This window comes from Okibacterium sp. HSC-33S16 (genome assembly GCF_024171565.1).
In the GTDB taxonomy this organism is placed as follows: Bacteria; Actinomycetota; Actinomycetes; order Actinomycetales; family Microbacteriaceae; genus Mycetocola_A.
Map to the genome: position 1 here is coordinate 153,107 of NZ_JALJZZ010000006.1, position 18,418 is coordinate 171,524.

15 protein-coding genes are annotated in these 18,418 nt (G+C 65.8%); 8 read left to right on the forward strand and 7 right to left on the reverse strand.

The genetic code is table 11. The features are described 5' to 3' along the window. The first annotated feature begins 84 nt into the window (after positions 1–84). Both L1277_RS13905 and L1277_RS13910 read left to right on the forward strand, forming a co-directional pair. Positions 85–534: an MSMEG_6728 family protein gene (locus L1277_RS13905; RefSeq protein WP_253377227.1), complete on the forward strand. Its 450-nt coding sequence runs from the start codon at positions 85–87 to the stop codon at positions 532–534. Beyond that, complete coding sequence (locus L1277_RS13910; RefSeq protein WP_253377228.1) at positions 524–1,435, forward strand: DUF72 domain-containing protein; 912 nt, start codon at positions 524–526, stop codon at positions 1,433–1,435. The genes L1277_RS13905 and L1277_RS13910 overlap by 11 nt, the downstream gene beginning before the upstream one ends. Here the strand turns inward: L1277_RS13910 and L1277_RS13915 are convergent. Continuing rightward, complete coding sequence (locus L1277_RS13915) at positions 1,432–3,132, reverse strand: FAD-dependent oxidoreductase (RefSeq protein ID WP_253377229.1); 1,701 nt, start codon at positions 3,130–3,132, stop codon at positions 1,432–1,434. The two genes, L1277_RS13910 and L1277_RS13915, sit on opposite strands and share 4 nt — an antisense overlap. A gap of 126 nt (positions 3,133–3,258) precedes the next feature. Here L1277_RS13915 and L1277_RS13920 point away from each other — a divergent pair, with 126 nt between their 5' ends. The 3 genes from L1277_RS13920 to L1277_RS13930 are packed head-to-tail and all read left to right on the forward strand — an operon-like array spanning position 3,259 to position 8,169. Then, positions 3,259–5,865, forward strand: a complete 2,607-nt coding sequence (locus L1277_RS13920) for a DUF4062 domain-containing protein (protein WP_253377230.1) — start codon at positions 3,259–3,261, stop codon at positions 5,863–5,865. Continuing rightward, a complete protein-coding gene (locus L1277_RS13925) occupies positions 5,858–6,766 on the forward strand; it encodes a hypothetical protein (RefSeq protein ID WP_253377231.1) in 909 nt (302 codons plus the stop codon). Before L1277_RS13920 ends, L1277_RS13925 begins: the two co-directional genes overlap by 8 nt. Positions 6,767–6,801: 35 nt before the next feature. Beyond that, on the forward strand, positions 6,802–8,169 hold the full coding sequence (locus L1277_RS13930; protein WP_253377232.1) for a phosphotransferase: 1,368 nt from the start codon (positions 6,802–6,804) through the stop codon (positions 8,167–8,169). Positions 8,170–8,201: 32 nt separating this feature from the next. Here the strand turns inward: L1277_RS13930 and L1277_RS13935 are convergent, their stop codons facing one another. From L1277_RS13935 to L1277_RS13955, 5 genes are read right to left on the reverse strand one after another with little or no spacing between them, the layout of a single operon-like run. Continuing rightward, a complete protein-coding gene (locus L1277_RS13935; protein WP_253377233.1) occupies positions 8,202–8,717 on the reverse strand; it encodes a DinB family protein in 516 nt (171 codons plus the stop codon). Beyond that, positions 8,671–9,417 (reverse strand): hypothetical protein, encoded by a 747-nt coding sequence (locus tag L1277_RS13940; protein WP_253377235.1) that lies wholly within the window; start codon positions 9,415–9,417, stop codon positions 8,671–8,673. The genes L1277_RS13935 and L1277_RS13940 overlap by 47 nt, the downstream gene beginning before the upstream one ends. Further along, on the reverse strand, positions 9,414–9,818 hold the full coding sequence (locus L1277_RS13945) for a hypothetical protein (protein ID WP_253377237.1): 405 nt from the start codon (positions 9,816–9,818) through the stop codon (positions 9,414–9,416). The genes L1277_RS13940 and L1277_RS13945 overlap by 4 nt, the downstream gene beginning before the upstream one ends. Positions 9,819–9,870: 52 nt before the next feature. Then, positions 9,871–10,098: a hypothetical protein gene (locus L1277_RS13950; protein WP_253377239.1), complete on the reverse strand. Its 228-nt coding sequence runs from the start codon at positions 10,096–10,098 to the stop codon at positions 9,871–9,873. A 27-nt stretch (positions 10,099–10,125) separates the two neighbouring features. Beyond that, positions 10,126–11,316, reverse strand: coding sequence for a Vms1/Ankzf1 family peptidyl-tRNA hydrolase (locus tag L1277_RS13955; protein WP_253377242.1), 1,191 nt, complete (start codon positions 11,314–11,316; stop codon positions 10,126–10,128). A 270-nt stretch (positions 11,317–11,586) separates the two neighbouring features. Here L1277_RS13955 and glgX point away from each other — a divergent pair, with 270 nt between their 5' ends. The 3 genes from glgX to treZ are packed head-to-tail and all read left to right on the forward strand — an operon-like array spanning position 11,587 to position 17,902. Then, entirely contained in the window at positions 11,587–13,794 is a 2,208-nt protein-coding gene (gene glgX, locus L1277_RS13960) for a glycogen debranching protein GlgX (protein ID WP_253377244.1), read from the forward strand. Further along, positions 13,791–16,133: a malto-oligosyltrehalose synthase gene (gene treY, locus L1277_RS13965; protein ID WP_253377246.1), complete on the forward strand. Its 2,343-nt coding sequence runs from the start codon at positions 13,791–13,793 to the stop codon at positions 16,131–16,133. Before glgX ends, treY begins: the two co-directional genes overlap by 4 nt. After that, positions 16,130–17,902, forward strand: a complete 1,773-nt coding sequence (gene treZ / locus L1277_RS13970; protein WP_253377248.1) for a malto-oligosyltrehalose trehalohydrolase — start codon at positions 16,130–16,132, stop codon at positions 17,900–17,902. Before treY ends, treZ begins: the two co-directional genes overlap by 4 nt. Here the strand turns inward: treZ and L1277_RS13975 are convergent. After that, positions 17,899–18,414 (reverse strand): O-acetyl-ADP-ribose deacetylase, encoded by a 516-nt coding sequence (locus L1277_RS13975; protein WP_308215107.1) that lies wholly within the window; start codon positions 18,412–18,414, stop codon positions 17,899–17,901. The genes treZ and L1277_RS13975 overlap by 4 nt on opposite strands. Positions 18,415–18,418: the final 4 nt, after the last annotated feature.

An 18,418-nucleotide genomic window follows, 5' to 3' on the forward strand; every position in this document is an offset into this window, starting at 1 on the left:
ACAGGGCGCTGCGGTGAGTGCGCCGAAGTGGTATCCGTCAACCCGTTTCCACGCGCGCGGCGCCTGGGTTAGCGTCGTTGAATCGTGCAGACCTTTCTTCCGTACCCCTCGTTCGCTGAAAGCGCGGCCGTCCTCGATCGTTCGCGGCTCGGCAAACAGCGGGTCGAAGCGTTGCAACTGTTGCGGGCGGTCACCGTGCCGACCTACGGGTGGCGCCATCATCCCGCCGCGAAAATGTGGCGAGGCTATGTGCCGGCGCTCACGAAATATGCACTGGAAATGACGGATGCCTGGATCGCACGCGGCCACAGCGACACGGTGCGTCCGCAGGTGCTGCTCTTCGCCCCCGAGGTCGATCGGTTGCGGCAGGACGAACTGGAGCTGCCGCCGTGGATCGGCGATGAGGCCTTTCACTTGAGCCACCGCTCGAACCTGCTGCGGAAGGATCCGGAGTTCTACGGCGAGGTCTTCCCAGACGTTCCTGCCGACCTGCCCTACATCTGGCCAGGGGAAACGCTGCGAGATGACGCCTGAATCGCTGGAGCCAGTCGGCATCGCTTCCGGACGAGCGTCAATCGGTGCCGCTCGGATCGGAATTTCCGGATGGCGCTACGTCCCGTGGCGGTCGGTGTTTTACCCCAAGGGCCTCCCGCAGAGGCGGGAGCTCGAGTATGTCTCGGGGCGGATGAACTCGGTGGAGATCAACGGCTCGTTTTATGCCCTGCAAACACCGGCGAGCTACGTGCGCTGGGCCGCGGAAGTGCCGGATGACTTCCTGTTCTCGGTGAAGGGTGGTCGGTACATCAGTCACATCCTGCGACTCAAGAATGCGGAGAAGGCGCTGCCGAACTTCTTCGCTTCGGGGGTGCTGGCGCTGGGTCCGAAGCTCGGGCCGGTGCTCTGGCAGGTGCCACCTAACCTGGCCTACGACCGGGGAACGATCGACGCCTTCCTCGGGGCATTGCCCCGCACCACAACGGCCGCCGTCGAATTCGCCCGCGGGCATGACGCACGCATGGAGGGGCGGTCGTGGCTGAAGACCGACGCGAATCGGCCCATCCGTTATGCGCTGGAGGTGCGCCACCCAAGCTTTGAGTGCGAGGACTTTGTGGAGTTGGCGCGCCACCATGACGTCGCCATCGTGGTTTCCGACAGTGCCGGCCGGTTCCCGCAGATGTTTGAGGTGACATCGAGTGAGATGTACGTGCGGCTGCACGGCGCCGAGGAGCTGTACGTCAGCGGGTACCCGGAGGAGCTGCTGCAGACCTGGGCAGCGCGGGTGCACGGCTGGCGCACCGGGGAGTCGACCGACGGGCGTCCACGGGATGTCTACGTGTATTGCGATAACGACGCCAAGGTGCGGGCTCCGTTCGACGCCATGCGCCTGGCTGAAATTGTGGCCGAGCTCGCTGGGCCGCTCGAGCGCTCCGGCTAACGCGCCCGACTCTCGGCCAGGTAGGCGTGCACCGACGACACCACCACTGAGCCTTCGCCCACCGCCGAGGCGACTCGCTTCACCGAACCGCGCCTCACATCGCCCACCGCGAAGAAACCGGCGACGGACGACTCGAGCGGCGCGGGCGGGCGTTCTCCTGGCCAGGCTCGACGACCGCCCTCGATCACCATGTCGTTGCCCGTGAAGATGTAGCCCCACCGGTCGCGCAGCACCGTCGGATTCACCCAGTCGGTGTGTGGGGCAGCCCCGATGGTGATGAAGAGGGCGCTGGCCGGCACCGTCGTCTCGTCCCCGGCGACACGATGCCGGAGTACGACGGCTTCCAGTTCATCGTTCGTGCCGATTCCTCCGACGATTTTCCGCTCGGTGAGGATGGAGACACCGGCCGCGGTGAGCTGCTCGATGAGGTAACTCGACATGCTCGCGGCAAGGGTCGGTCCACGTACGACAAGAGACACCGACGCGGCATAGCGCGCAAGGTGCAGAGCGGCCTGGCCGGCCGAGTTGCCGCCACCGACGACGAGGACATGGCGACCGGTCTGTGCCTTGGCCTCGACAGCCGTTGCACCGTAGAACACCGACGTGCCCACGTACCTGTCGAGGCCAGGAACCGCGAGCCGCCGGTAGGACACCCCGCTGGCCACGATCACCGACCGGGTGAGAACCTCGTCGCCCCGGTCCAGGGTCAGCCGAAAGCCGCCTTCCGCGGTCGCCATCCCGGTCACCGTGCGGGTGTGCCCGAATCGTGCGCCGAACGCCCAGGCCTGCTGGTAGGCACGATCGGACAGATCTGCTCCCGACACCCCACTGGCGAATCCGAGATAGTTGCGGATCAGCGAACTCGACCCGGCCTGGCCACCGATGGACTCCCGTTCCAGAACGAGCGTGCGAAGCCCCTCGGATGCCGCATACACCGCGGCTGCAAGACCGCCAGGTCCGGCTCCGACAATGGTGACGTCCACTGAAGAGTCCGTCGGCACCGTGGTGGTCAATCCAAAGACCTCGGCCAGATCGGCGTTACTCGGGTTCACCAGCACACCGCCGCCCGCCACCTCGACAAGCGGACTTCCGGCGGCGGCAGTCTCGCCCGAGTTGCTGATGTCGCTGCCTTCGGTGGACTCCGGGCCGACCACCCGGGACCGAATGCCCGCCCGGGTGAGGTATCGCGTTATCTCATGCACCCGCGGGAGTGAGAGCGGGCCGACGATCGTGGCATCCGGTGTCACCTGTTCACTGCTCCGTTCGACGGCATAGAGCAGCTCGGTGATAGCCCGGTGGAAGTACTCGTCGGGCGACCGGCGGGGCACAACGACGTAGCAGTCGGCCTGGGTGGACGCGAGGGCGGAGTGCACGAGTTCGGCGGTGCGGGGGAGCGCCCACGAGCCCCACTCAATGACGAGCCCACGCCGGACGTCGGGGAAGAGGTGACGGGCGAAACGGAACACCGAACCGTGGGTGTTGTCCTCGCTGAGGTCGTCGGACAGCACGAGGGCCACCCGGGTCGCTGCGGTCGAGGCGTCGCGAAGCACGTCCAGCGCATCGGCCGCGCTCGCCGACTCAACGATGTCGTAATCGGTCGCGTATCGACGCGTGAGCTCGTCACTAATCCGGGAGCGCGAATGGGGCGAGGCCAGGCACACGAGAATGCGCGGGTGCTGGGGCCGGTCGTCGGTCATGGGACCTCCACACCGCGCGAGGACCACCGGGGCGCGGTTCTGCCCGCGAGTGTACTCGCGCGCTGCGTCCGACTCCAGAGCAGCGAGGGGTGGACGCGAGGGAGTGTCACGTTCCAGAATGCCTGCATGCAGAAGCAGTCCGGCGCTATCCGCACACCCGACCAAAAACTGCGGATCTTCGTCAGCTCGACGCTCAAGGAACTCGCGCCCGAGCGCCGGTCGGCGCGATCGGCCATCGAACGGCTGCACCTTGCACCGGTGATGTTCGAGCTCGGTGCCCGTCCGCACCCGCCGCGTGACCTGTACCGGGCCTACCTTGCGCAGAGCGACGTCTTTGTGGGCCTGTACTGGGAGCGGTACGGCTGGGTCGCGCCCGGCGAAGAGGTGTCTGGGCTCGCCGACGAGTACCTCCTCACACCTCGGGAAATGCCCAAGCTCATCTACATCAAAGAGAGTGCGCAGCGGGAACCGCGACTGGTTGAGCTTCTCGACAAGATCCGGGCCGACGACACGGCGTCGTTCACCTACTTCTCCGACGCTGGCCAGCTCGCCGACTTCCTGGAAGCCGATCTCGCCACGTTGCTGGCAGAGCGATTCGCGTTGGCCAGCGCCGAGACCGAGGCGCCGGCCGACGAGGTCAGCCCGACCCGCTCCGGGCTGCCGGCACCGCTCACCGAACTCATTGGTCGTTCTACCGAGCTCGGCGCCGTTGACGCTCTGCTTCGAGACCCTGCCGTTCGCCTGGTCACCCTGGTGGGTGCCGGTGGAATCGGCAAAAGCCGACTTGCCATTGCGGCCGCGTCCCGCAGCGCAGAGACGTTTTCAGCCGGTGTCTGCTTCGTCGATTTGGCTCCGGTTCACGACGACGCGGCAGTCCTGTCCACCATCGCCCACGCCATGGGTGTGCGGGACACCGGCGACGGCTCGCTGGAGGAGAAGATCGCAGTGTCGGTGGGCGGCCGGCGCCTGCTACTCCTCCTTGATAATTTCGAGCAGGTGGTCGATTCCGCGCCGCGGCTGATGCCACTGCTCCGTTCGTCGCCCGGCCTCACCATTCTCGTGACCAGCCGCACGCGATTACGACTCTCGGCTGAGCGCAGTTTCGAGGTAGGCCCGCTCAGCCTCCCTGACAGCACGATTCCCGCCACCGCCGACAACATTCGGTCCGCTCCCGCTGTGGCGTTGTTCACCGAGAGGGCGCGAGCCGTTAAGCCTGATTTTCAGGTGACGGATGCCAACGCATCAGCGGTATCCCGCCTCGCCGCCCGGCTTGACGGTGTCCCGCTCGCTCTTGAGCTGGCAGCGGCGAAGATTCGACTGCTCAGCCCGAGCGCCATGCTCGAGCGGCTCGACAAGGTGCTGCCCTTTCTCAGTGGAGGCCCTCGCGACCTCCCTCACCGGCAACAGACGTTGAGGCGCACCATCGAGTGGAGCACGCAGATGCTCAGTACGGATGAAAACGACCTCCTGTCGACGCTCGGCGTCTTCGACGGTGGGTTCAGCCTCGAGGCCGTCGAAGCGGTCTACGGCGCCTCGCGTGACGCCGACACGCTCACAGTGCTTGGAACGCTCGTCGACAACAGCCTCGTGCGCCAGGACGACCGGGGTACGCACTCGTGGTTCTCCCTCCTTGTCACGGTGAGGGAGTTCGCTCGGGAACAGCTGGACGCTGCGGGTCAACTGCCGGACACCTGTGCACTGCACGCCGCATACTTTGTTGCCCTCGGCGAGCGGGCCGAGCGTTCGCTTGAGGGCCCGGAACAACGCGAATGGATGACTCGGCTGGCCGATGACGACGCCAACCTCCGCGCCGCCGTGCTGTACCTCCTGTCCATCGGCGATGCTGAGCGAGCCGCGCGCTTTTGCTGGACGCTGTATGTGTACTGGTGGGTGGGAGGCCGGCTCGGTGAGGTGCGGACCTGGATGACGCGAGTGCTCGACACCGATCCGCCGGCGACCGGGGTGACCCGGGCGGTCGCGCTGTACTTCACACGGGCGATTGGCTTCTGGGAAGAACCGGCCGGCCAGGTACTGCCGGGACTGCTGGAGAGCGCAGAGCTGTTCGGAGCAGAGGGGGTACGTTCCGGCCAGGCCCTCGCCCTCGTTTCCGCCGCGCTTGCTCGACTGGCCGCCGAACCGCCGGACCCCGCCGCAGCGCAGGAGAATCTTGAAACCAGCCTTCGCCTGTTTCGGGAAACCCACGACAACTGGGGCCAGGCCATGGTGCTCGTCGTGCTCGGCAGGTTGGCGCTTCTCGCCCAGCAGGTCGAACCGGCACTCGAGCGGTTCCGGGAGAGCCTTGCGCTCGCCGAGGAGCAGCGGGATGAGCTCAGTGAGACCATTGCCCTGCACCACGTTGGAGTGGCCCTCGCCTTCGCGGGTGACCTGGAGAACGCCCGAACAGCCTTTGAATCGAGCCTGCGCACATCGGCACGTCTCCGGCACGACGACGGGATCGCTTACGGCCTCGAGGGACTGATCGTTCCGGCGGTGACGAGTGGCGATGTCGAACGGGCCGGAATTCTGGCCGGTGCCGCGCAGAACCTCCGGGAGCAAACCGGCCTGTACAACGCGCCGACCTTTGCCTTCTCCCAGCCGTGGGTGGATGGCGTGCTGGCGGGTCCGGGGGCCGACGCCTTCGAGGAGGCCCGGGTCCGCGGGCGCTCGTTCAGCGTGACAGACGCCCTCGCCTTTGCGCTCGGTGAACCGGCCGCGGAGCTCACTCGTGGATGAGGCGCTGGAAAGCCTCAAGCGGGGGAGCAGTCCCGAGAGCGGTGCCGATTCGTTGTCGCCGGTTACCCTCGCGGTGAGCATCCTTGTGCTGCCCTTCCTCGTGGTGGCGAGCGTCCTGCTCTACCTGGCTCCCGGTCACACCGAACAGCATTTCGCCTGGACGATTGCGCCGCCCGTGACCGCGCTCTATCTCGGGTCTGCGTATATCGGCGGCATTTGGTTCTTCGCCGGAGTACTGCGCACCCGCTCCTGGGTCGCGGTGCGCCGGGGCTTTCCGGCGGTGCTGACCTTCGCGACGCTTCTCGGGATCGCGACGCTGCTGCACTGGGAGAAGTTTCACGCGGGGCATCTCTCCTTCGTGGCCTGGGCCACCCTGTATCTCACGACCCCGGTGCTGCTCGCGCTCGTCCTCGTCCTGCAGTCCCGAAGGGCCCACAGCAGGCCAACCGATGTCGTTGCTGAGGAGACGGTCATCCCGCGTGGATGGTGCAGGGCGCTCGCCGCCCTTGGTGCGGCCTCCCTCACCGTGGGGAGCGTTCTCTTTCTCGTGCCAGCAATCGGCGTCGACACCTGGGCCTGGCAGCTGACTCCGCTGACCGCCCGGGTGATTGGCGCGACGCTCACTCTTCCGGGCGCGGTAAACCTGTGGCTGCTCGTCGACCCTCGGTGGTCGGCGTTCCGGGTGATCTTTCAGGCGCAGCTGGTCAGCCTGAGCTTCATCCTTCTCGGGATCATACTGAGCTGGGCGCAGCTGGACTTCTCACGAATCGCGGCCTGGGCGCTGGTCCCGGGCCTCGCCGCAACCCTCGCCCTGTACGCGGTGTTCTACCGACGCTGCGAAAAGGACGCTCGCCGAAAGCTGCCGGGAACAGATCCGGCTGTCAACCCCCGAGCGGCGTGAGGGCCCGGTTACCCCGAACGCAATAGTCTTCCACTATGTCCTCGCCGACGAGCCCCCTCGACCTCATCTCACCCTGGGTTGTGTCCCAGCGCTGGTTCGCAAGTAAAGGACGGGTTCCCCGTCTCGAACTCATCGGGAGCTGGGAGATCCCCTCAGACGGCCCTCGACTCGTCACCCACCTCGTGATGGACTTCTCCGCGCGGGTGCCTGTGCTCTATCAGGTGCCGGTGACCGAGCGCACTGAGCCGCTCGATGGAGCGGAGGCTGCCCTGATCGCCGAGGTGCCCACAGACGGCGGAACCACCTACCTCTACGACGGTCCGCACGACCCGGCATACGCCGCTGCTCTCCTGAGGATGATCACAACGGACTCCGAGGCCACAGCGCACGGCGCGACAGCACAGGGCCAGGTCTTCGGCGCCATCGACATCTCCGAGATCACGTCGTCTCGCGTCCTGCGCGGTGAACAGTCGAACACGTCCATCATCTACCGGGTCGTGACCTCAAACGGAATCGACCGGGTGATCTGCAAGGTATTCCGTGCCCTTCACCACGGCGAGAACCCCGACGTTGTGCTCCAGGCAGCGCTCGCCGCATCGGGCTCGCCCAACGTGCCGCATTCCATCGGCGCGGTGACCGGTGAGTGGGACGACATCGGCAGGGACACCGGCCGCGCCCGCGGACACCTCGCCTTCGCGCAGGAGTTCCTGGCCGGGTCGGAAGACGCGTGGCGCTTCGCCCTGCGCTCGGCCGAGGAAGGAAACGACTTCACGGAGCGTGCCCACTCGCTCGGCACGGTGACCGCCGAGGTGCACACCCTGCTTGCCGGTTCGTTCGGCACGACCGCTCCCACCCCTGCTGAAGTCGACGCCACCCTCGCCAGCTGGCGCTCCCGCCTGGCGCTGGCCATCGACGAGGTGCCTCAGATCGAGGAGTTCCGTGGCACCATCGATGCGCTGTACGCCTCCACCGAGTCGCTCGACTGGCCGGCGCTGCAGCGCATCCACGGCGACTATCACCTGGGACAGGTCCTGCTGGCCGCAGACGGGCACTGGGTGCTCCTCGACTTCGAGGGGGAGCCCCTTCGCCCCATGCACGAGCGGTCGCAGCCCGACTTCGCCCTGCGCGACGTGGCCGGAATGCTTCGCAGCTTCGACTATGTGGCCGGTTCGCTCGGCAGCACCGACGAGGCGAAGGACTGGACCCGAGCGTCACGCAACGCGTTCCTCAGCGGATACATCGAGCGCGCGGGCATCGACCTGAGGGCGCACCGTGAGTTGCTCGACGCTTTCGAAATGGACAAGGCGCTCTACGAAGCGGTGTACGAGGCGCGCAATCGCCCGGACTGGCTGCCCATCCCGTTGGCGGCCCTCGGGCGCCTGGCGAACCGCCCCCGCACCTAGGCTCCGCTGCGGGCACGGCGCAGCCGCACGGTCTATCGGTGTGACCGCTCCAGCACGCCGCGCAGGAACGCCGCCTGGCCGGCGTGCTGCAGGTCGTCGGCGATGACACTGACGAGCCGAACCCCGAGCGTCACGGGCGGGTTCCAGTTCTCGTCGACCACCCGGTCGAGGTCATCGTCGCTGAGCCCGCGGAGAAAATGCACGGTGCGGTCGTGCACTTCGTCAAAGTAGCCGAGCAGCAGCTCGGGTGCGCTCACCACAACGGCAGCCACGTCGTCACTCGAGTGCCCGTAGCCGGTGTCCTCGGGCGGGAACGGCAGCCGAAACCGGTCCACCCAACCCGCGGAAACCCAGATCTGGTCCGTCTCGAGCAGGTCAGCCACATGGTCGTCCTGCACGCGGGTGAGGTGCCAGATGAGCCAGGCGAGCGTGTTCGCGTCGTCATCGACGCGCGCCAGCAAAGTGGGCGCATCGACGCCATCGATCGCATGATGGACGTTCTCAGAAACGCGCTGAAAAGCATCCGTCAATATTTCTGCACTGTTCATCTGTCACTCCTTGGTTGGCGTCTCTGGACCTCAGGTATGAGGGTTCTCGAAGTCGTCGCTCCCAGCCGTACGTCGACGTGCCCGGCAGCGCGTGTCTCACCGGGTCGAATCGTTCGATCGTGTCGATCGCGCCCGGTTCACGCCAGACCTCCAGAATGGCGAACGGATGCCAGTGGCCCAGCGGGCGGGCGTGGTACAGCTTCAGACGCCAGCTCGAGTTCTCGAGGGCGTGAGCGAGCGCCACCGGGTCGGTGGGCAGGTCTGTCGGCTCCATCGTGCGCGCAGCGAGTAGGAGTGGGCCGTTCTCGGTTTTCAGCGGAAGCAGCGTGGTGAAGCGGGCCCGAGACGGGCACCGGTGGGCGGCCAGCCAGAACCGGGACGGCACCCCAAAGCCGGTCGAGGCCAGGAGCACATCGGCCGGGCCGGTTGTCGTTCCGAACCGCACGGCGAGTCCGATCACGTCGGGCAACGGCGCCGGGACCCCCACGGAGCGTGAGACGCGTGCGGTGAGCGGTAGTTCGCTCGTGTGCGGGTGGTCGATGAGGTCGATGCCGGCCGGAGCCCGGTCGGTGAGCCAGCGGAGCGAGCCCCTCAGCGCGACGCCGTGCGGGTGGATCGGACGCGGATGGCGCAGCGCGCGGAGCCCGTCGAAGACACCGGCGAGCACGCCCCCAGCCAACCCGGATCCAGTCAGTGTCATGAGGCACTCCGTCCGACCCGGAGCGCGAGCGCAATCAGCGGCACCTGCAGGGGGAGCCGGGCGATGGCGATCAGTTGCGCGAGCATGCCCCTGGAGCGCACGATCCGCACGGTGCGGACGTTAGCCGGAAACACGGCCACGAGGAATGCGGCGGAGAGGAGCCCTCCACTGTTGCGGGTGGTGCGGTGCGCCACGAGCGCGGCCAGCGCCCACTCTGCGAGGCCGGACGCCACCGTCCAGGAGCGGCTCGAGCCCGGCAGCCAGCGTGGAACGATCGGGTCGAACACCCGTGGTGCGAGGAAGTGAACGGCTCCGGTCACGGCGAACATCGACGCGAGGGCCCGGGCGGTGCCGGGTGTCCGTCGCGTCGATGAACCGATGTTGTGTACCTGGGTGCGCATTCGACTCAGAGTAGGGCGAGCGCGTGCCAGGGGCAATGGGTTGCGCCGGCGGTCAGTCGCGCTCCTCGAGGGACGCGTCGCCGTACTCACGAGCCTTGCGGGTCAGGTCGCCGAGGTCGGACGCGCTGCCCAACCGATTCGGCAGATCGTCCAGGGTGATGAGCCCGTCGGGGTCGCGGGGATCGCTTTCGCCGGTGATGCGTTTGCCGACGGCGGCCCCTGGCCCGCTCTCCTGTGCCTGCCCGGTGTGATCACCGGAGGTATCGTCGCTGCCCGTCATGCGGTTCCTTTCCTCGAGCCGGTCGATTTATGCCTGCGCCTGGGTTTGCGCGCGGGCTGCCTGGTCCTGTTCCTGCTGCCAACGCGGCGTACCGGGGATGGCTGGCCCGGTCGGCCACCGGAGAACCGCCGCAACGTCCGCCGATTTGGGCAGGATGCCGTGGTCGACGAAGAGCACACGTGACTCGGTCAACACGGCAGCGCGGGTCAGCGCGAGCAGTGCGGGCACGGGGCCGAGAACGTCGGCACCCATGGCTTCTTCCGGTGCCGTCGCCACCCACGGTTCGGAGGCCAGGGCGAGCAGCGTCCGACCGTCCGCGGGGGATTCGTCGATGAGCACAGTGTCAGCCTGGCTCTGCTGCAGGGCGTGAGCCACAGCACCGATCCCGAGCGCCCCGTTTTCGAAGTCGCCGGCGGAGAGTTTGTCGATGGCCGCCGACTGATCTTGCCGGCGCACCTCTTCGAGCTTCTCAGAGATCCGTTGCTCGAGTGCGGTCCGGGATGACCCGGGAGCGAGAACGTGGGCAGCAACGGGGCGGCTGATGTCACGAGCCGCTGGTGAGAGTTCGTCGATGAGCAGTTGCACCGCACGAACGTCTCCGGCCACCAGGACGAACCGCGGACGGAGCGTGCGCACGAGCTCATCGATCGACGATGCCAGTTGGGTCTGGTTCTGCCGCCAGATCTCCTCGGAATGGTGTTGGTATTTGCTGTGCGCCCAGCCGCCGCCCGCTTGCACCTTGTTGAGGCTGTCTGTCCTGCCTTCCACGGCTTCGGAATGCAATACCGCGGTGTGGGACGCGCGGTAGGCGTGGATTTCACCATTGCCTCGGCTCGCCTCGACGACGAGGTACACCACGTCGTTCTGGCGGTGGCGCACGAGCGGCAGCAGATCGGGAACGCTCAGGTACGTGGAACTGTCTGGCCACGCCCTGGGCCCGGTGAGCATTTCGTCGAGCACCGGCTCACCGTTGTGCACGACGAGGAAGCGTGACACCTCGCCGCCGAGGCCGGTGGGTTCGGAAAGGATGCGCTCAATCGTGGCAAGGTCGGCCTCCGGCGCACCGGCGCGCTCGAGAGAATCTCGAATGGCCTGTCTTCGGGACTCGGCGTCCTGTCCGGGCTTATCGACCACGCCATTGGCCTCGACGAACACCGTCGAGAACTTTCCTTCGCGGCGCCAGAGTTCTGCCAGCTTCCGTGTTTCTGAATCCAACACTCGTTTGTCCTCCTCCTCGACCAGCTGTCGCACCGCGCCGAAAGGTTCGTCCCCCACGCCGGTGCCGTAACCACTTCCCATGAAACCCGCCAGCGTCGGACAATACAAGGCCCTGCAGAAGTCGCGCGTGTCGATGTAAAAAAGCATCAATACCATCCGCCCGGCCCGAAAGCTAGACCTTCTGACGACAAAGGGACCTTTCCAAACAACGAACTAGATTTGAGCCACTCGTGTGACCTTTTCGCCCGGGGAACCCCTACAAGGAGACCGATGGAAAGCTGGCCAGGAACCGCGTACCCGCTTGGCGCCACCTACGACGGCAGCGGAACAAACTTCGCGATTTACAGCGAAGCAGCAGAACGCGTCGAGCTCTGCCTCTTCGATGAGGACGGCACCGAGACGCGGGTGGAGTTGCGAGACGCCGACGCCTTCGTCTGGCACTGCTACCTGCCGGAGGCCCAGCCCGGGCAGCGGTACGGATACCGCGTGTATGGCGAGTACGCACCGGAAGAGGGAAAGCGGCTCAACCCGAACAAACTGCTGCTTGACCCGTACGCAAAGGCGACCTGCGGATCCTACGACTGGGACCAGTCGTTGTTCTCCTACAACTTCGGTGACCCCGACTCGCGCAACGATGACGACAGCGCCCCGCACTCCATGCTCAGCGTTGTGGTGAACCCATTCTTCGACTGGTCCGGCGACCGGCACCCGCGGACGCCATACAACAGCAGCGTCATCTATGAGGCGCACGTCAAGGGACTCACCAAACTCAACGAGGAGATCCCGGAGCAACAGCGGGGGACTTATGCCGGTGTTGCTCACCCGGCCACCATCGAGCATCTGCAGCGCCTCGGCGTGACCGCCATTGAATTGATGCCGGTGCACCAGTTCGTTCAGGACTCCACCTTGTTGGACAAGGGGCTTCGCAACTACTGGGGCTACAACACCATCGGATTTTTTGCCCCGCACAACGAGTACTCGTCGACCGGCGAGGTCGGCCAGCAGGTGCAGGAATTCAAGGGCATGGTGAAGTCCCTTCACGCTGCGGACATCGAGGTAATTCTCGACGTTGTCTACAACCACACGGCTGAAGGCAACCACATGGGACCGACCCTCTCCTTCCGCGGTATCGACAACGAGGCGTACTACCGGCTCGAAGAAAACGACAAGCGGTACTACACCGACTACACCGGAACGGGGAACACCCTCAACGTCCGGCACCCGCACGCGCTGCAGCTCATCATGGACTCCCTGCGGTACTGGGTCACCGAGATGCACGTCGACGGCTTCCGTTTCGACCTCGCATCGGCCCTGGCCCGGGACCTCTACGAGGTGGACAAGCTGTCGACCTTCTTCGAGCTTGTGCAGCAGGACCCCATCGTCTCGCAGGTTAAGCTCATCGCGGAGCCATGGGACGTCGGCCCCGGTGGCTACCAGGTCGGAAACTTCCCGTCGCAATGGACAGAGTGGAACGGCAAGTTCCGCGACACCGTCCGTGATTTTTGGCGAGGAGAACCCTCGACGCTGGGCGAGTTCGCTTCCCGCATCACCGGGTCGGCCGACCTGTATGAGCACTCCGGCCGTCGTCCGGTCGCTTCCATCAACTTCGTGACCGCGCACGACGGATTCACCCTGCGCGACCTGGTTTCTTACAACGACAAGCACAACGACGCCAACGGCGAAGATAACAACGACGGCGAATCACACAACCGGTCGTGGAACTCGGGTGCTGAGGGTGAGACCGACGACCCCGAGGTGCTCGCGCTTCGGGCGCGCCAGCAGCGCAACTTTATTGCGACGCTGCTGCTCTCACAGGGCGTCCCGATGATCCTTCATGGGGACGAGCTCGGTCGTACCCAGCAGGGCAACAACAACGGCTATGCGCAGGACAACGAACTGACCTGGCTGCACTGGGACCGTGTCGATGCACCGTTGATCGAGTTCACTTCAGCCGTGGCTCGGCTGCGTAAGGAGCACCCGGTGTTCCGCCGCAGCCGCTTCTTCGACGGCCGCCCGGTGCGACGCGGTGAGGGTGAGCCGCTTCCCGACATCGTATGGCTCAACCGCGACGGCCTGGAGATGCAGCCGGAGGACTGGGACGAAGATCTCGCTCGGACCGTCGGAGTGTTCTTCAACGGTGAGGGAATCAGGGAGCGGGACGCCCGTGGCCAAAATGTCAGCGACGTGCATTTCCTGATGTACTTCAACGCGGACGTCGAAGACACCGAATTCACTCTGCCGCCCGAAGAATACTCGGAGCAGTGGGAGATCGTCGTGGACACCGCAGGTGAAGGAGCGGATGCCATCCCTCGCCCGGCGGGAGCCAAACAAACGGTCTTGGCGCGCTCGCTTCTTGTCATGCGGGCATATCGGACGCCAGAAGCCGAACCGGACCACTCGGTCGCCGCGTCACTCGCTGTGCTCAGCGGGTCCCAAAGCACGTCGAACACCGAGGTGAAGCCGGGGGCAATGAGTTGAGCGAACTAAAAATCCCAGCATCAACGTATCGGCTCCAAATCCGCCAGTCATTCGACCTCAACAAGGCAGCGGCGGTCACGGACTACGTCCATGCCCTCGGTGCCGACTGGCTCTACCTGTCTCCGCTGTTGGAAGCGGAGGCGGGTTCGGACCATGGGTACGACGTGGTCAACCACTCACGCATTGATCCTGCACGCGGTGGTGCTGAGGGCCTGGACAAGCTCGGTGCAACAGCGCGGAAAGCCGGCATGGGCATCCTCGTCGACATCGTCCCCAACCACGTTGGTGTGGCAACGCCCCGGGCGAACGCCTGGTGGTGGGACCTCCTCACCTTCGGCCAGGAGTCTCGCTACGCCGAGGCGTTTGACGTGGATTGGGCCGCCGGAAACGGCAAGGTTCGGATTCCCGTGCTCGGCGACGGCGACGAGGAGCTGGAGTCACTGGCAATCGTCGACGGTGAACTCCACTACTACGACAACCAATTCCCGATTGCGCCCGGCACGGCCGATGACGGTGCCGACGCTCGCACCGTTCACTCGCGTCAGAACTATGAGCTGATCAACTGGCGGCGTGCAGACAGCGAACTCAACTATCGCCGCTTCTTCGCGGTGAACTCGCTCGCGGGCATCAGGGTCGAAGTGCCCTGGGTCTTCGCAGAGTCACACGCCGAAATTTTGCGCTGGGTGAAGGAAGACCTCGTCCACGGACTACGTGTCGACCACCCGGATGGGCTCGCGTACCCGGGCGATTACCTCGACGACCTGCAGAAGGCGACCGGCGGAATCTATGTCCTCGTCGAGAAGATTCTTGAGGGCGACGAGGGACTTCCGCCGAACTGGGCGGCCGCCGGAACAACCGGGTACGACGCGCTTGGTGACATCGACCGCGTTCTTGTCGACCCGGCGGGACGAGGCAGGCTGGACGCCCTCGAGGGACGCCTGGAGGACACACAGGCATCGATGGACGACGTGTGGCCTGAGCTCATCTACGAAAACAAGCGCCACATCGCCGATGGGATTCTCCGCTCGGAAGTGCTTCGACTGGCACGACTTGTTCCGGAGATCGACGACGCTGACGACGCCTTGGCCGAGCTCCTCGCCTGTTTCCCGGTCTACCGGTCCTACCTGCCGTTCGGCGAGGAACACCTCGCAGAGGCAGCGCGCTCAGCGAAGGCCCGCCGACCCGACCTCGCCACTCGCGTCGACGCCCTCTACCCCGTGCTGGCGGATCCGACGCATCCGGCTGCGGTGCGATTCCAACAGACCTCGGGAATGGTGATGGCGAAGGGAGTCGAAGACACCGCCTTCTACCGATTCAGCCGACTGACGTCACTGAACGAAGTGGGGGCAGATCCCGGTGAATTTGCGATCGACGTCGCCGAATTCCACCGCCGCCAACTTTTCCGCCAAGCCTCTCTTCCCGCGTCGCTGACAACCCTGTCCACCCACGACACCAAGCGTGGGGAAGACGTGCGCAGCCGCATCTCCGTCATCTCGGAAATGCCTGCCGAATGGGAAGCCACGCTGAAGCGCCTGCGCGAGCTGGTTCCGCTCGGCGACGGCCCGTTTGAACAACTCCTCTGGGAAGCCGTACTCGGTGCGTGGCCCGCGTCGCGCGAGCGACTGCACGCCTACGCCGAAAAGGCCGCCCGTGAAGCGGGCACCTCGACAACGTGGACCGCACCGAACGAGGAGTTCGAGAACTCCATGCATGCGCTCATCGATGCGGTGTTCGATAACTCCGAGGTGAACGATATCGTCACCGGGTTTGTCGACACGGTGGCTCAGGCCGGCTGGAGCAACTCGCTCGCCGCCAAGCTGATCCAGATCACAGCGCCCGGCGTGCCGGACGTCTACCAGGGCAGTGAACTGTGGGAGACCTCCCTGGTCGACCCGGACAACCGTCGCAGCATTGATTTTGACCTGCGACGCGAGTTCCTGGCGAGGGTGGACCGCGGCTGGCTGCCACCTGTCGACGAGACCGGTGCGGCCAAGCTCCTCGTGACGGCCCGCGCACTTCGCCTGCGCCGGGACCGTCCTGAGTGGTTCTCCCGCTACCTGGCGATTCCCGCGTATGGGTCTGCCGCCGCTCATGCCGTCGCCTTCGATCGCGGCGACGCCATCACTATTGCCACCCGCCTGCCGGTCGGCCTCCGTAAGAGGGGCGGCTGGGGAGACACAACGGTCGTCGTCGCTGGGCGACCGCTCGTCGACGCGTTTACCGGAGAACGGTACGCGGGCGGCACCCTTCGACTGGCCGACCTGCTTCACCAATACCCCGTGGCACTCCTCGTGCCCGATGACACCGACCTCGCAGCGTTGTTGGGAGAATCCGAATGATCAACAGGCGTAACCGTGAACCGTTCAGCGTCTGGGCCCCCGCAGCCTCGCATGTCGAACTCGTGCTGGGGGACTCGTCCTCCGATATGACCCCGGGCGGCGACGGGTGGTGGCGACCGGCATCCGCTGTTCTGATGAATGGCACAGACATTGACTACGGTTTCCGCATCGACGGTGAGGGGCCGTTCCCTGACCCCCGGTCGTTGCGCCAGCCGAACGGTGTGCACGAGCTGTCACGGTCGTTCGATTCGTCGGAGTACGAGTGGAACGACAGCGCCTGGACCGGGCGACAGTTGGGTGGCGGCGTCATCTACGAGATGCACGTCGGTACTTTCACCCCCGACGGCACTCTCGACTCGGCGATCGAACGGCTCGATCATCTGGTCAGCCTCGGCGTCGACTTCGTTGAAGTGCTCCCGGTCAACGGATTCAACGGCACTCACAACTGGGGATACGACGGGGTGCTGTGGTACACCGTCTCGGAAGGCTACGGTGGACCCGCGGCCTACCAGCGCTTCGTGGACGCGTGCCACGCCGCCGGCCTCGGTGTGATCCAGGACGTCGTCTACAACCACCTCGGACCGAGCGGCAACTACCTGCCGAAGTTTGGCCCGTACCTCACCGACGGCCCGGGAAACACCTGGGGGTCCTCGGTCAACCTGGACGGCGAGCACTCAGACGAGGTGCGCAGCTACATTCTCGAAAACGCGCTGATGTGGCTCGACGAGTACCACGTCGACGGACTGCGCCTCGACGCGGTCCACGCACTCGTCGACTCCCGTGCCACACACCTGCTTGAGGAAATGGCAACCGAGGTGGCCGCGCTCAGCGCAGCCGTGCGCCGCCCGCTCACCCTCATCGCGGAGTCGGATCTCAACAATCCCACGCTGATTACGCCGCGGGAAGCTCACGGCTACGGCCTCGACGGCCAGTGGAGTGATGACTTCCACCACGCCGTCCACGTTGCGCTCAGCCGCGAGACGACCGGCTACTACGCCGACTTCGAACCGCTCTCAGCCCTCGCCAAAGTGCTTACGCGCGGGTTCTTCCACGACGGCACCTTCTCGAGCTTCCGAGGGCGCGTGCATGGCCGACCGGTCGACACCGAGCACATGCCGACGTGGCGCCTCGTCGTGGCCAACCAGAACCACGACCAGATCGGCAACCGCGCCACCGGCGACCGGCTCTCTGCCACCCTCGACACCGGACAGTTGGCGATCGCAGCGGCGCTGACCCTCACGGCCGGCTTTACCCCGATGTTGTTCATGGGGGAGGAGTGGGGCGCCCGAACGCCGTGGCAGTTCTTCACCTCCCACCCTGAGCCCGAGCTCGGAAAGGCGACGGCCGAAGGCCGCATCGCCGAGTTCGAACGGATGGGCTGGGACCCGAACGTCGTTCCTGACCCGCAGGACCCCACAACGTTCACGAACTCGAAACTCGACTGGGACGAAGTCCAGAACGCTGATTCGGCACGGCTGCTCGACTGGTATCGCCAGCTGACCGCACTGCGCCGCTCCCAACCCGACCTGCTCGACCCGCGTTTCGGCTCAACCGCTGTCGAGTTCGACGGCGACGAGCGCTGGCTTGTGCTTCGCCGTGGGTCCGTCGCGATCCTCATCAACTTCGATGACGTTGAACGGATGCTCCCTGCCCGCATCGGGGGCGTACTCGGCTCATTCGCGACCGAGGGTGCCGCAATTCTCGACAACGGCGAGCACGGGGTCCGCCTGGCTCCGCACTCGGTCGTGATCGCCGACGCAGCCCTCTAACCTTCTTCGGCGAGTGCCGTCTGAAATGCGGCGAACACCTCGGGTGAGAACAACACGAACGTGACATCACACGGCGGGTCGACCTCGCGCACCGTCCGAATGGCAATCCGGGCGGCATCCGCGGTCGGCCAGCCGTACGCGCCCGCCGAGATCGCCGGAAACGCTACGGTGGCTGCACCGAGTTCGTCGGCGACCGCGAGGCTCTGTCGATAAGCGGATGCCAGCAGTTCCGATCGATCTGCCCTCGGGTCCCAGACCGGACCGACTGTGTGGATCACGTGATGAGCCGGCAACCGTCCGGCCGTCGTCGCCACCGCCTCCCCGGTGGGCAAACCGTCCGGAAGTACCGTCTCCCGAAGCCGTCGGCACTCGGCGAGAACCTCCGGGCCGCCGGCACGGTGGATAGCGCCGTCGACGCCGCCACCGCCGAGCAGCGAGTTATTGGCCGCGTTCACGACCGCATCGACGCGCATGGTCGTGATGTCGCCGTGAACGAGGGTGATCGCGACCACGTGC

Excerpts from the sequence above, each read along its gene's own strand:
- L1277_RS13910 (WP_253377228.1), top strand. The coding sequence starts at position 524 with ATGACGCCTGAATCGCTGGAGCCAGTCGGCATCGCTTCCGGACGAGCG.
- L1277_RS13915 (WP_253377229.1), bottom strand. The coding sequence starts at position 3,132 with ATGACCGACGACCGGCCCCAGCACCCGCGCATTCTCGTGTGCCTGGCC.
- L1277_RS13920 (WP_253377230.1), top strand. The coding sequence starts at position 3,259 with ATGCAGAAGCAGTCCGGCGCTATCCGCACACCCGACCAAAAACTGCGG.
- L1277_RS13930 (WP_253377232.1), top strand. The coding sequence starts at position 6,802 with ATGTCCTCGCCGACGAGCCCCCTCGACCTCATCTCACCCTGGGTTGTG.
- L1277_RS13935 (WP_253377233.1), bottom strand. The coding sequence starts at position 8,717 with ATGAACAGTGCAGAAATATTGACGGATGCTTTTCAGCGCGTTTCTGAG.
- L1277_RS13940 (WP_253377235.1), bottom strand. The coding sequence starts at position 9,417 with ATGACACTGACTGGATCCGGGTTGGCTGGGGGCGTGCTCGCCGGTGTC.
- L1277_RS13945 (WP_253377237.1), bottom strand. The coding sequence starts at position 9,818 with ATGCGCACCCAGGTACACAACATCGGTTCATCGACGCGACGGACACCC.
- L1277_RS13950 (WP_253377239.1), bottom strand. The coding sequence starts at position 10,098 with ATGACGGGCAGCGACGATACCTCCGGTGATCACACCGGGCAGGCACAG.
- glgX (WP_253377244.1), top strand. The coding sequence starts at position 11,587 with ATGGAAAGCTGGCCAGGAACCGCGTACCCGCTTGGCGCCACCTACGAC.
- treZ (WP_253377248.1), top strand. The coding sequence starts at position 16,130 with ATGATCAACAGGCGTAACCGTGAACCGTTCAGCGTCTGGGCCCCCGCA.